At 44.7% G+C, this 11,987-nt stretch carries 9 protein-coding genes, 2 pseudogenes and 1 riboswitch; of the genes and pseudogenes, 3 read left to right on the plus strand and 8 right to left on the minus strand.

Annotated features, from left to right (window positions below; genetic code table 11):
* Window positions 1-232 (minus strand): annotated as a pseudogene (locus tag L693_RS31215) (CPBP family intramembrane glutamic endopeptidase); the annotation flags it as partial.
* A 460-nt stretch (window positions 233-692) separates the two neighbouring features.
* Entirely contained in the window at window positions 693-1,463 is a 771-nt protein-coding gene (locus L693_RS0108450; protein ID WP_025716889.1) for an alpha/beta fold hydrolase, read from the minus strand.
* Window positions 1,464-1,628: 165 nt separating this feature from the next.
* Between L693_RS0108450 and L693_RS0108455 the strand changes: the two genes are divergently transcribed.
* Entirely contained in the window at window positions 1,629-2,102 is a 474-nt protein-coding gene (locus L693_RS0108455; protein ID WP_025716890.1) for an Rrf2 family transcriptional regulator, read from the plus strand.
* 421 nt (window positions 2,103-2,523) lie between these two features.
* On the opposite strand, the pseudogene L693_RS0108460 reads toward L693_RS0108455, so the two are convergent.
* From L693_RS0108460 to rhaB, 5 genes and pseudogenes are all read right to left on the minus strand, one after another.
* A pseudogene (locus L693_RS0108460) lies at window positions 2,524-3,383 on the minus strand (VanZ family protein).
* 132 nt (window positions 3,384-3,515) lie between these two features.
* Window positions 3,516-5,801, minus strand: a complete 2,286-nt coding sequence (locus L693_RS0108465) for a GDYXXLXY domain-containing protein (RefSeq protein ID WP_025716891.1) — start codon at window positions 5,799-5,801, stop codon at window positions 3,516-3,518.
* 158 nt (window positions 5,802-5,959) lie between these two features.
* Window positions 5,960-6,853: an AraC family transcriptional regulator gene (locus tag L693_RS0108470; protein ID WP_025716892.1), complete on the minus strand. Its 894-nt coding sequence runs from the start codon at window positions 6,851-6,853 to the stop codon at window positions 5,960-5,962.
* A 230-nt stretch (window positions 6,854-7,083) separates the two neighbouring features.
* Window positions 7,084-7,440 carry an L-rhamnose isomerase gene (locus tag L693_RS0108475; protein WP_025716893.1) on the minus strand — a complete coding sequence of 119 codons (357 nt, stop codon included), beginning with the start codon at window positions 7,438-7,440 and terminating at the stop codon, window positions 7,084-7,086.
* A 12-nt stretch (window positions 7,441-7,452) separates the two neighbouring features.
* On the minus strand, window positions 7,453-8,931 hold the full coding sequence (gene rhaB / locus L693_RS0108480) for a rhamnulokinase (protein WP_025716894.1): 1,479 nt from the start codon (window positions 8,929-8,931) through the stop codon (window positions 7,453-7,455).
* 327 nt (window positions 8,932-9,258) lie between these two features.
* A riboswitch (purine riboswitch) is annotated at window positions 9,259-9,362 on the plus strand.
* A gap of 159 nt (window positions 9,363-9,521) precedes the next feature.
* Here rhaB and L693_RS0108485 point away from each other — a divergent pair.
* The gene (locus L693_RS0108485; protein ID WP_025716895.1) at window positions 9,522-10,139 is read left to right on the plus strand and encodes a xanthine phosphoribosyltransferase; all 618 of its coding nucleotides are present in this window, start codon (window positions 9,522-9,524) and stop codon (window positions 10,137-10,139) included.
* A complete protein-coding gene (locus L693_RS0108490; protein WP_025716896.1) occupies window positions 10,133-11,443 on the plus strand; it encodes a nucleobase:cation symporter-2 family protein in 1,311 nt (436 codons plus the stop codon). The genes L693_RS0108485 and L693_RS0108490 overlap by 7 nt, the downstream gene beginning before the upstream one ends.
* 80 nt (window positions 11,444-11,523) lie before the next feature.
* Here L693_RS0108490 and L693_RS0108495 read toward each other — a convergent pair whose 3' ends face one another.
* Entirely contained in the window at window positions 11,524-11,829 is a 306-nt protein-coding gene (locus tag L693_RS0108495; protein ID WP_049825098.1) for a hypothetical protein, read from the minus strand.
* Window positions 11,830-11,987: the final 158 nt, after the last annotated feature.

An 11,987-nucleotide genomic window follows, 5' to 3' on the forward strand; every position in this document is an offset into this window, starting at 1 on the left:
CTCCCTTGATAACATTGTGTTTTAATTTTAAGTAGCCGATGATTTGTTGCGGCCTTACTCGATCAATATATATGAAATAAATGACCACCAGCCCGATCCAAAAAATCAATTTTATCAAGAAGGATATCAGATAAAGCTCCAAATCAGATATTTTGGGATGAAATGTTAGCTCCTTAATTGTCCAGCCCATATAAAAAATTAATATAAAGGGAGTAAGTTTACTTTTAGTCATTTTTTTTGTTCCTTTTAATAAATTTCAGCTGATAGTTTAATATTACCAAAAATAGTTCTGTAACTCCAATACCACTAGTAATTTTGGATTGGCGTTTATCCGGATAAATAGAACGTTAATGACACTCTAAAAATTTAGCATATCTCCCATTAGTTTGGTTGCATGTCATCCCAGCGGCAGGATCCTGGTGTAGTGTCTATATAGTAATTTTTCCATACATAACTGCCCGTTAGCTCAACAGGCTGCCGATGGCAGCCTGTGTTCTTCTTTGTGCTATCGTTTCCCGTTAGTTTAATGAGATTACACTTAACCTCCGAGTCATCACGAAGGAACGGAAGGTATCTATCGATGATCTGCTGTGAACTGAAATGCGCTGATTCATTCCACTCCTATCAGGTAGGCCAAGCCCATATCCCTTGATTCTAAGACTCTAGAAGTCTTGACTAAAACACTTTAAGGATCACTCGGATAGAAATTCGGAAATTTTCTCACAGAGGCGATCAGGTACTTCCAAAGGAGAAAGATGGCCGGTTTGAGAAATAACATGTAGTTCTGCATGACGTATACGTGGCAATAATTCACTTGTCATACTTTCTAATCGATCCACGGGATCAGATTCTCCTGCTAGAACTAGTGTGGGTACATTGATGTTTTTCACTTCTGCAGATATGTCCTCTTGCATGGCAGTTTTTGGCCATGCTGCACGAGCTAACGGTGCACTGTTTTGCATATCTTCAAGCACCATTTCGCGAATATGTTCTTCTAAAGGCAGTAACGCAAGATTACTAAGAGCAGTCTCTGCCCCCTCACGATTATCATAAAAATGCACCATTGCATTCCTTAGTTCTTGTGGCATATTTTGAGGACTTGGAGGAGATGGTGCAACTAAGATTAAGGCTTCTAAACCAGAAGGATTACGCGAGGCCAATAACTGTGCTGCTTTGCCACCCATGGAATGTCCAACAAGCACATAACGTTTCAAACCAAGCTCTTGAATAAGAGCATGTGCATCATCAGCCAGGTCTTCAATCGTATAAGATGTAGCAGACTTATCAGAGCCCCCCCATCCGCGTTGGTCATAAGCTATACAACGGTGTTCTTCTTTTAAAACGTCAATCATTTTACTCCAGGTTCGTGTTGACCCTCCGTAAAAGTGCAAAAACACAAGCGCGGTATCTCCTTGTCCTTGTTCTTCAACATGAAGATCGAGTCCATTTACACGATAGAACATCAAAATCACTCCTTAATAGTATCTGTAACAGTTACTGTTACTTTTTTATAAGATATCAGGTCATCAATTAAATGTCAATTCTCTTGTAACATTTTTAGTTTGATTTGGCTCTTGAAAATCAATACACTAAAATAAGCATGAATAAGAAAGAAGGACCGTGCAAAAATGGGAAATCGAAGCCAACAGTTCTCTGTAGCCGTTCATATCTTATGCTTTCTTGAATTCAATAAAAACGGACGAACCACATCGGAGTTACTTGCGATGAGTGTGAACGCGAATTCGGCAGTTATTCGCAGAATTATGAGAAAACTAACTAAAACAGGTCTTATTACATCCACGCTTGGAACCAATGCAGCGATACAGCTTGCCAAAAATGCAAATGACATTACACTATTGGATGTATACCGTGCTACTGTTGAAGATCATCAAGAACTTTTTATCATTCACCAAAATACAAATCCCACGTGTCCGGTGGGAAGTAAAATGCCTCATTTATTACATGGAGTATACTCTCAAGTGCAAGCGACCGTGGAAAACGAATTGTCAGGCATTACAATAGAACATCTGGTCGAGAATGGAATTATAGAAACGAGAGGAATATCGTCGATAAAGGGGATAATTCAAGGTGATTCAGTTTGAAATTTTAAAACTGTTGATAAAGAGGTAACCCACTTTTCCCTCCACGCTAGCGACCTAATGTCAGAACGTCTAGCTTGGAGGTGACTTACTCTAAATTTCTAAGAAACAATATGGATGCAAACATGGAGGTAAGTCAACGAACCAAGTTCCGTTTGGAAATGGGGCCAACAAACAGTGCCGAAACTACGCTCATATGATCCCCGTCAAAGTTTCTTTCAGTAATAACATCTTATTATTATTGACCTATAGTTCCTCGTTTATAATTGAAGTACTACACTTTATTCCTCGATAAAAATTCTCTTTACTACAGCTCAAATCGTCGTCGGGAAACATTGAACAAAAGCAGCCGATCGACGTGATCGGTTGCTTTCGTGATTTCATTGGGTTATCGTATCCCGTTAATTGAGTCACATCTATGGACTCAGTTCCAAAAATATTCCATCTTCCTATACCCAACATCCCATATTTTTTCGTTCCCCTTAATGGTTATCGTGAGCTCGCTCCCCGCCTCGATAGGAATCTCAAACATCGCCGGGAACAGTTCCGGATCACGGCGTTGATCCTCTCCAGAGCTGGCCAATACCTCGCGTCCATCGACGGAAACACGGATGCTTCCGGAATAATCCGTTTGTTCAGGTATCCCGTAATACATGGAGAAAATAATCTCCTCTTTATACGTATACGTGAACGTTTCTAAATTTCCACCTTCGACGCCATACATATTATAGCGAGGTTTTACGTTTTGAGTGCTTATTTTAAAGCTATTCGTTTTTTTTCCAGTTGATGAATTTCCAGAGCTGTCTATCAATTTGTTTATCGCCACAAAGGGACCTTCTTCTTTGGTTAACGCTTTATCCACAATCCCACACAATCCCTATACCCCTGATAAAAGAACCATACAGGAAATGGCGGTTGTCACAATATTGCGCAAACCGTTTTTTGAACGAACACCAAGCTTGTACGCCCCAAAACCGACTGCTGCGCCTAATGAGTTTTGAATGGCGTCGTTAACATCGAAGCTGCCGAGAAACGAAAGTGCCTGTATAGTTTCCATCACGATAATCGACAGAAAGAACAATGTAATAAATCGAACAAAGGTGATCCGATATAACAATGGAATCAATATACCGAAAGGGATCGCTCTGCGGCACCTATTCTACCGAAGGCGAGAAATATAAAATAAAGAATCAAAATTGTATAGAGTATGGTTATGGTAAAAATAATCTTACGTTGTTTTGATAGGGCTAACTCCTTTGTCGGGTGGGTACGTCCTGCAAAAATGAACTTGCTGCCTCAACCCATTTTACTATAATTACTACTAACCTGCCCGTTAGCTTAACGACGTATCGCCTGTCTAACAGCGGGACAGCATCTCACTTGACACGATAGTACATTAAACTCCATGGTCTCCGGTCAGCTTTCCGCCAAACGTTCCAGCAATGCATCACCATTGCGGCTGACCCGAATATAAGCGTAATGAGCGTTCTGTTCAACAGTACGTCCGGTCCCTTCAGGAATGAAATAATTCTCAATACCGTACTGAATGCGAGAACCATTCCACTGCCCGTTCAAGACAATCTCATGATTGGCAAGCTTTTCACCATCCTGGTACAGGCGATTAGCGATATATACCCCTTGGCTACCCGGCGTGAGGACGACTTTAACTTTGCCGCGCATCCAATCTTCCTCCTGAAGAGGTGTCCTTGAAGAAGGAGGCGGGGTAGAAATATCGTAATTCAGCATAACGTAATCGCCTTGCAGCAGGGAACGCGGGTCTACAGGGGCCAGCTTGAGCTTAATGGAAGCACCTGTGGCGAGCAGGTTTTCGCTTCTGACGGTTTGAAAGCCGATGATACCCAACTGCAGCGCGATAACGATGGCGATGAGCAGCGGGCTTAAACGCATAAAGCTAAAGCTGTGATGATCCGCCTCGAACGCTGTCTTGCCACTATGAGGCGTCCGGCGATCCAGCCACCAGGCAATGCCGAGTGCAATGACGCCCAGCAGCGCGAGGGTAAACGACTTATACAATAGCGTCAACAATAAGTCATAGTATTTGAAGCTGATAAAAATAAACCAGAACACCACACTTGTTGTTGCGGCCGATTTTTGTTTTAGACGGATAAAGACGAAGACCATCCCTGTGACAACAACAAAATAAAAAATGTTAATCAGCATATAAGAGTGTGGGATGACATCCTCGAAAAACGTCGCCCAAAACAGGAATACCAAGCTGAAAAATAACGAGCTATCCCTGAGATGCTCTCGTAAACCTGCTTTGAATGCAAAGTAGCTTATTCCATATAACACGGCATTGACGAGGAAGAGAGAAAAGATAATGAATTCATAGGTCCAGTTCCAGTGCTCCCATTCCTGAAACTGCTGAAATAAGATGGTCGCCAGATTCAGGTTCACAAAGGTGTAGGCGAAAAATAGCTGCCGTTTCTCCCTGGAGCGAAACCATCCCGCGATAGAAACGATCAGAAACAGTAACGAAAGTAACGACTGATCTGACCATAGAATGGCTGCCCAGCCTGTAATATAGCTGATGGTCAGCAAGGTATAACGTATGACAGAATCAAGCTTGGAGTCGGGAATAACGATCATCGAAATCATAAGCAGCAAAGACACGCTCAGCAGCACATATTCAGTGTGGTTTACATTCGCGCTAATGGTAATTAGCCCGATTAGAGATATACTGCCGATCAGCACTCCGACCACCTTGATCATACGGGATACGGCTTTGCTGATCCATTCACTGCCGCGTTCCTCGGGAACCGCTGTTTCAGCCTCCGGTGCACTCAAGTCCGGAGTGTCTGCATGAGGCTTCGCAGCATTCGATTTGCCCAAGCGGTTTAAATAACGGAAAAACCATACATTACCTGTCAGCAGCAGCGCCACAAAAATTAAACCAAAAACAAAAAACAAAGAAGAGAAGTAGGCCTCCGTCAGTTCGATAAATTTAAAGACAGCAAAGGCAGAGGCCGCCAATGCATTCAAGGTCAGCAGCGTTTTGTTCAGTCGAATTTTAATAAATACATAAAATCCAATAGCAATCACAGCGATACACGGTATATTCATGACGAGCCCATATTCGTCAAATGCAAAAGAGTTAGTCATGGTCAGCAAGGCTATATGGAAAACGATAAAGCTTATATATCTTAGCGGTGTAGAGCTTAGACGGCGAAGGAACATGAACAGAAACAATCCGAGATTGACCAGTGCGAACACCCCGGCTATAGATAGTGATTCCAGTTCGCTATAAGATGCGCCTTGCATCGTAGGGTAAAAATAAAGCCACAAGCCGAGGTGGATCAGGACATAGGATAGCACATAAAAAGGATTGTAACGGGTAATCCAGCTAAACAGCAGAGCCGGGACGGACCAAATCAAAAACAACCCGTAACTGTCCGCGTGGGAATTATAAATTTGACCGAACAACGCCACAGAAACGCCAAAGGCAATACAGCCAGCCACCAGAAATACATTGGAGAGAAAAACTTGTTGACCGGGAATGGCACGTAGACGTGCAAATACAAAGGACAAGCCATAGAACAGAACAATAAGCGCAGCAGCCAGCACAATTTTGACCGTCCGATCCAGTCCTCCCCAATTAGAGGCAAAGAAATAAATGATCGCGGCCAGTACCAGTGAGATGCCCAGCAGATAGCCCGTACGTATCGCATTGAATCGCAGCATTAAGTTCACGTACCTTTCCTGTTGGTTTGATGCCTATTATAGCGTTGAAAGGGCTGAGAACCAAGTGCGAATTAGGAGTAGGTCATAAAAAAAAGGAGAGCCACCGACATACGGTTGTTCCCCTTCGGTTATTCTCCTGTATCGGTGCAGAACTCCAGTTAAGCGTTGGCGGTACGAATCTCTTGCCGGGATTGATGCCGGAAGCGGTACTCACGTGGCGGAATTCCTGCTGTTTTCTTAAATGCCTTGGAAAAGGTGGACATATCGGTGTAGCCGATGGATTGGGCAATGATCGACAAGTTGTAAGTCGTCTTCTCCAGTAATCTTTTGGCTTGGTCAATCTTGAGGTTTTGCAAATACTTGGCGGGGGAGATAAGGAAGGTAGAATGGAATTTACGTGAAAAATGCGCACGATCCACCCCTACATGCTCGGCAATTTGTTCAATGGTAATGCGGTCACAGTAATGCATATCAATGTAATCTTTCCCCTGCTGGAGCCAATAATCGGAGCATACCAGGCTGCGAAGCACGTCAGACTTGTCCCGGGACAGCTCCTCGAAAATCTGATGCAGTGTAATCAAGCGGGCTAGATCGCTGCCCTGTCTGCTGCTGTCATTTACAATGGAAAAGAGGTGGGAGATAAGCTCGAGAATTTCCTTGCTCACCGCGTTAGCCATAAAAGGGGCAGAAGGCTTAATCCCGATCCGCTCCAATAGCGCCAGAGATTTGGGTCCCTCAAAGGCAATCCATACCTTTTGCAACGGGTGCTCCTGATCCGTGTAATATTCATGGGCAAGATGCGGAAAGAAGCAGAATAAATCGGACTTCTGGACACGGTACTTCTTCTGCTTATAAATAAACTCTGCCTGACCTTCAAGTACAAAAATGAAATAAAAATAGGGCACAGCCTTAGGGCCTACATGACAGCTGGTTTTTGAGATATCCATCCCGAGTCGGACTGGCCATACGGCACTGGATTTTTCCAGTTCGGTAGCTGTGAAGTAATGGTCTTCCACGATGTCGAAGTGATCTTCATTTTTTACTCTTTTCATAACACGTCACCTCTCCTTTGGTGGAGATAAGGGGATTTTGAGTTTATTGTATATAAAGAAAGGTATAATTACAAGTTAATTCATAGGAATTTGTGGTTTTAAAATCGAAACAAAGCTCCTTATGCCGTCAGCATAAAGGTGACGACACGATTGATGACAAAAGCCCCATGGCTAATGAAAACAAGCCGTGGAGCTTTTATAGCTGAGCTAGCTATAGGTTAGCCTTATGTTTATACGTTCAGGATTCCTTTTTTTGGAGTGACGTTAAAGGCTTTGGCCAGATCGGCCAATTCCTGATCCGTAATCCGTTGCTGAATATCATGGTGAGCAATGAGCATATAAATTTGCGCTGCCTTTTCAATCGTTTCAATCAGACCAAACGCTTCATCAATCGAGCTGCCTGTTACCGCAATCCCCCCGCTCAGCTGTTTATCTTTGAACAGGAATCCCTGCACATCGTCCCCCTGCCAGCAGTGTAAAGATATTTTGATGTCTGAAAGCTTGCGTAAAACGTCATCCACCTGAATATCGTGGCGGGCGTACAACTTTTTCGCTTCGTTATAACTCGCTTCAATGGCTTCGTTCATGGCTTTACTCCTTTATTGAGGTGTGAATAGGGATGTTGCTTGTATCTTGAGATTTTTCCAGCGATCCAGCAGCTCTTCCATGCCTTCCACCGATTGCGGCTCATATAGCCGAGTCGGGAAGGAGCTGGCAATGGTTCGGCCAGCAGCTTTGAGATCTCCAAGAGCACCAGAGCTAATTAATTGCACGACAATATTACCAATGGCCGTCGATTCGGAAGGTCCTGCCTGAACCTCAATTTCTAAAAGATCGGCTGTTAGCTGGCATAGTAATTCGTTGTTAGCGCCTCCACCGACAACGTGCAATTTGGTAACCGTTTCGTTTGTTAAACTTTGTAGCTCATGCAAGGCATCCCGGTAGCTTAAGGCCAGACTGTCAAAAATACAGCGAGCGAGCGCACCCGGTGTGTGTGGGATGGGCTGCCCCGTTTCTTCGCAGAATCGCTGAATCTCAAGGGTCATACTATCCGGATTTAAGAATGAGGACTGGTTGCAGAGGACGAGACTGGCAAACGGTGTCTCTGCTGAAGCCAGTTGGGCCAATTCGGCAAAGCTATACGCGGAGCCACCTTCTCTTCTCACCTCCTGAATCATCCATAATCCCATAATATTTTTCAGAAAACGGTACGTACCGTAAGCGCCCCACTCATTGGTGTAATTCGCCTGCATGGCTGCCTTGGTATTCAAGGCCTCGGATCGTTCCATTCCCAGTAGTGACCACGTTCCGCTGCTAATATAAGCCCAGGGTTCTTGCCGCTGTGATGGAACCCCTGCAACAGCTGATGCGGTGTCGTGCGTGGGCACAAGAATGATCTGACAGTCTGGAAGATCGTACTTCTGAACAAGCTCCGGCAAAAGAGAACCCAGAACCCGTCCAGGCTCGGCAAGCTCCGAAAATTGATCGCGCCGAAGCTGGAGCAGGGACAGCAGGTCTTCATCAAACTCGCGGGTGTTCACGTTGAGAAGCTGCATCGTGGATGCATTCGTCATTTCATTGATCATGATGCCTGTTAGGCGGTAGTACAGATAATCGGGAACCATCAATATTTTATCTGCCTGGGCAAGCTGTTCCCGATCATGGACGAACAGTTGATACAGCGTATTAAAGTTTAGTTCCTGAATGCCTGTTTTCTCATATACATCTTCTCGACTGATGAGCTGGTGCAGCCTGTCGGGCGCATGAAGGGTGCGTGCATCACGGTAAGCGTATACGTCATGAATGCGGTTACCCTCCTTATCAAGCAGCACATAATCTACAGCCCATGTATCAATACCGAGCGTACAGGAGTCAATCCCGTTTTGTTTGGCTTTTTGCAGTCCCTGGATGATCTCATCAAATAGATCGTCGATATTCCAGTAATCATGTCCGTTCCTCTCAGAAAAGGAGTTGTTGAACCGATGAAGCTCTTGCAAGTGAATTTGTTCACCTTGTAGAGTTGCACTCACGAGCCTTCCGCTTGAAGCTCCAATATCAACAGCAAGATAGTTGCTCATATCTATTCTCCTTGCATGGATGAAATCCCGGCAATCTGAGAGTCTGCCTTTTATTCTTAACTAACTCCATACTACTTCCGTTTGTCTGTGTAATCAACAGAAACGGAAGTATATTTTTTGGTTTTATTTTTGTTTTTAAAATTATAAATAAAATTAAATGTTGTTTTGTGTGGTTTTACGTTTTTTGATATCTGTTTTCTACCATATATGTGCTTTAAACAGAGGGTGATACGATTTGCCGATTTTCAAATTGTGGAAAGCTCTCCAGATGCCGCTGTTTATATGAAAAATGGTCTTGAAACCGCCAGCCAGAGGGTGTAGTATACAAGGTATCAATTTCATATGACTCGTATAATATTGGGGATATGGCCCAAAAGTTCCTACCGGATGACCACTGTAATCATCCGACTATGAGTGATAGCGCATCGGCTTCGGATGAATGCGGACATTTATTTGTGCCCCAATCCGTCAAGGGACGAGAATCCCAAGGACAGGCTTCACTTGAGAAACAACTCAAGTGAGCCTGTCCTTTTTTGGTTTTTGGCAGGTTTTATTCTATTTTCAATTACAGAAGGAGCGATATCGGCGTAATGAAAGCTTTGGAGGAACGTATTCGTCAAGAAGGACAGATTTTATCTGACACCGTATTGAAGGTAGATTCATTTTTGAATCATCAGGTGGATACAGCGTTAGCACTGGACATTGGTAAGGAATTCGCACGCCTGTTCGGCAGCGCCCCGATTACCAAGGTACTTACGATTGAAGCAAGTGGTATTCAATTTGCCATGGCTACAGCCATTGCCTTGGGTGTCCCGTTCATTTATGCAAAGAAAAAGAAGGCGATCACGCTGAATGAGCAGGTATACTTCGCTGAGGTTCATTCGTTCACACGGCAGGAAACCTATCAGGTGAGTATTTCCCAAAAATATCTGGATGCCAGCGACCATGTGCTGATCGTGGATGATTTTCTGGCTACTGGTGCTGCCTTGGTTGGGCTTACGGATATTGTGAAGGAAGCAGGAGCGGAACTGGCCGGGGTTGGATGTGTTATCGAAAAGAGCTTTCAGGAAGGCCGCGGGCTATTGGAGCAGAGGGGCATTGCTGTGCGCTCTCTTGCACGTATCGCTTCCATGGCACCAGGCGAGGTTCATTTTATAGAGGAAGCTGATGCGGTGATTCCTTCCGTTAAGGAGAATGTGGGATGTTAAGCAAACAAAAGTTATTTGCGCTGGGCTTCCAGCATGTCATGGCGATGTACGCCGGAGCGATAGCCGTACCTCTGATTGTAGGAGGAGCGTTACACCTGACACCAGCTCAGATGGCCTATTTGGTAGCTGCGGATCTGTTCACCTGTGGGATTGCCACGTTGCTACAGATTATGGGCACACGGTTTTTCGGCAGCAGATTACCGGTCATTCTAGGCTGTACGTTTACGGCGGTAGGACCGCTGATCACAATTGCCTCGACCTCGAATTTGGCGACCGCGTATGGGGCCATTATTTTGTCCGGTATATTCGTGGTGCTTGCGGCACCGCTGTATGGCAAGCTGCTACGCTTTTTCCCGACCGTGGTGACCGGCTCGGTTGTGACCATTATCGGTTTGTCCCTTATCCCGGTAGCGATGAATAATGTAGCTGGCGGACAGGGCAGCGCAGATTTTGGACAGCCGCGTAATTTGTTGCTGGCGTTGATTACATTACTGGTTATTCTGCTTGTAAATCGAGTGGCCAAGGGCTTTTTACGCTCGATTTCTGTACTCATCGGTTTGTTTGCGGGTACTGTGGTCGCTTATGCGATGGGAATGGTACATTTTGCTCCCGTGGCGGATGCCTCATGGGTGAGTGTGGCGCAGCCATTTTATTTTGGCAAGCCGGAGTTTAGCATTATGGCGGTAGGTACGATGATTATCGTCAATATTGTGAGCATGGTTGAATCGACGGGAGTTTATCTGGCAGTAGGCAAGGCGATTGATCAGAAGGTGGAGCAGAAGCAAATCGTCAATGGACTGCGTTCCGAAGGACTTGCGATTATGCTGGGCGGTATTTTTAATGCGTTCCCTTACACAGCTTTTTCGCAAAATGTCGGCCTGATCACGCTAACTCGCGTCAAATCGCGTAACGTAATTTTTGCAGCAGGGGGCATCATGGTTGTTCTTGGTTTGTTGCCTAAGCTGGCTGCCTTGACGACCGTCATTCCTAACGCCGTGCTGGGCGGTGCGATGATCGTCATGTTCGGTTCGGTAGCTGCATCCGGCATGTCTATTTTGTCCGAAGTAGACCTGCGGAAGGAAAGCAATCTGCTGATCGCGGCATGCAGTATTGCCGTGGGCCTTGGCTCTGCCGTTCTCCCGCAAATGTTCGACCAATTGCCGAGCTTTGCTAAGATGCTGCTGCAAAACGGCATCGTATCCGGCTCGATTACGGCCATTGTCTTGAATATCGTTTTAACGAGAAAACAAAGCGAATCGGTCAAAGGCGTGAATGTGTCGGAGGTTCCACAGAAGGTTGGATGATTAGAAATGGGTAAAGAGAGCCGGAAAGAAGGCATAAGCCTCTTTTTCCGGCTTTTTGGCATATGATTACTCGAAACTGATTATTTGTTCAGCAGCATGAAGTTATTGATAAAACCCTCTTCCTGTATGAAAATCGGGGTTTGGATTTTCGAAGTGAAGTCATAATAGTATACGCCGCGTCCTTCTTCCTGATTTTTCTGAGAAGTGCTGCCCAAATAATAGACCCCCTTGCCGTCCGGGGACATATAGACAAATTGGCGGGATAAAAAGGGCAACTTTATTTTGGTACGTTTACCTGTTGCAATATCAACCAGACTATACTCAATTTTTCCGAAATTAGTTAAATTAGAAGTTACGAGGAGCAGCTTATCATTACTACTAGACATTGAAGTTATTTTCTCTTTTTTTAGTGTGATGATAGAACGCTCTTGCTTGGTGGCGCTATTGATTTCTATAACCTTGTTGTCCGGGGGACCATAATGGTCTGTGTTCGGTCTGAAATGTCACTTTGTTTATCTCGCTCCCTCTCCGAATACTGTGAATT

The sequence above is a fragment of the Paenibacillus sp. 1-18 genome, from assembly GCF_000520755.1.
Lineage (GTDB): Bacteria > Bacillota > Bacilli > Paenibacillales > Paenibacillaceae > Paenibacillus > Paenibacillus brasilensis.

Excerpts from the sequence above, each read along its gene's own strand:
- L693_RS0108465 (WP_025716891.1), bottom strand. The coding sequence starts at position 5,801 with ATGCTGCGATTCAATGCGATACGTACGGGCTATCTGCTGGGCATCTCA.
- rhaB (WP_025716894.1), bottom strand. The coding sequence starts at position 8,931 with ATGAGCAACTATCTTGCTGTTGATATTGGAGCTTCAAGCGGAAGGCTC.
- L693_RS0108455 (WP_025716890.1), top strand. The coding sequence starts at position 1,629 with ATGGGAAATCGAAGCCAACAGTTCTCTGTAGCCGTTCATATCTTATGC.
- L693_RS0108450 (WP_025716889.1), bottom strand. The coding sequence starts at position 1,463 with ATGTTCTATCGTGTAAATGGACTCGATCTTCATGTTGAAGAACAAGGA.
- L693_RS0108485 (WP_025716895.1), top strand. The coding sequence starts at position 9,522 with ATGAAAGCTTTGGAGGAACGTATTCGTCAAGAAGGACAGATTTTATCT.
- L693_RS0108470 (WP_025716892.1), bottom strand. The coding sequence starts at position 6,853 with ATGAAAAGAGTAAAAAATGAAGATCACTTCGACATCGTGGAAGACCAT.
- L693_RS0108475 (WP_025716893.1), bottom strand. The coding sequence starts at position 7,440 with ATGAACGAAGCCATTGAAGCGAGTTATAACGAAGCGAAAAAGTTGTAC.
- L693_RS0108490 (WP_025716896.1), top strand. The coding sequence starts at position 10,133 with ATGTTAAGCAAACAAAAGTTATTTGCGCTGGGCTTCCAGCATGTCATG.
- L693_RS0108495 (WP_049825098.1), bottom strand. The coding sequence starts at position 11,829 with ATGTCTAGTAGTAATGATAAGCTGCTCCTCGTAACTTCTAATTTAACT.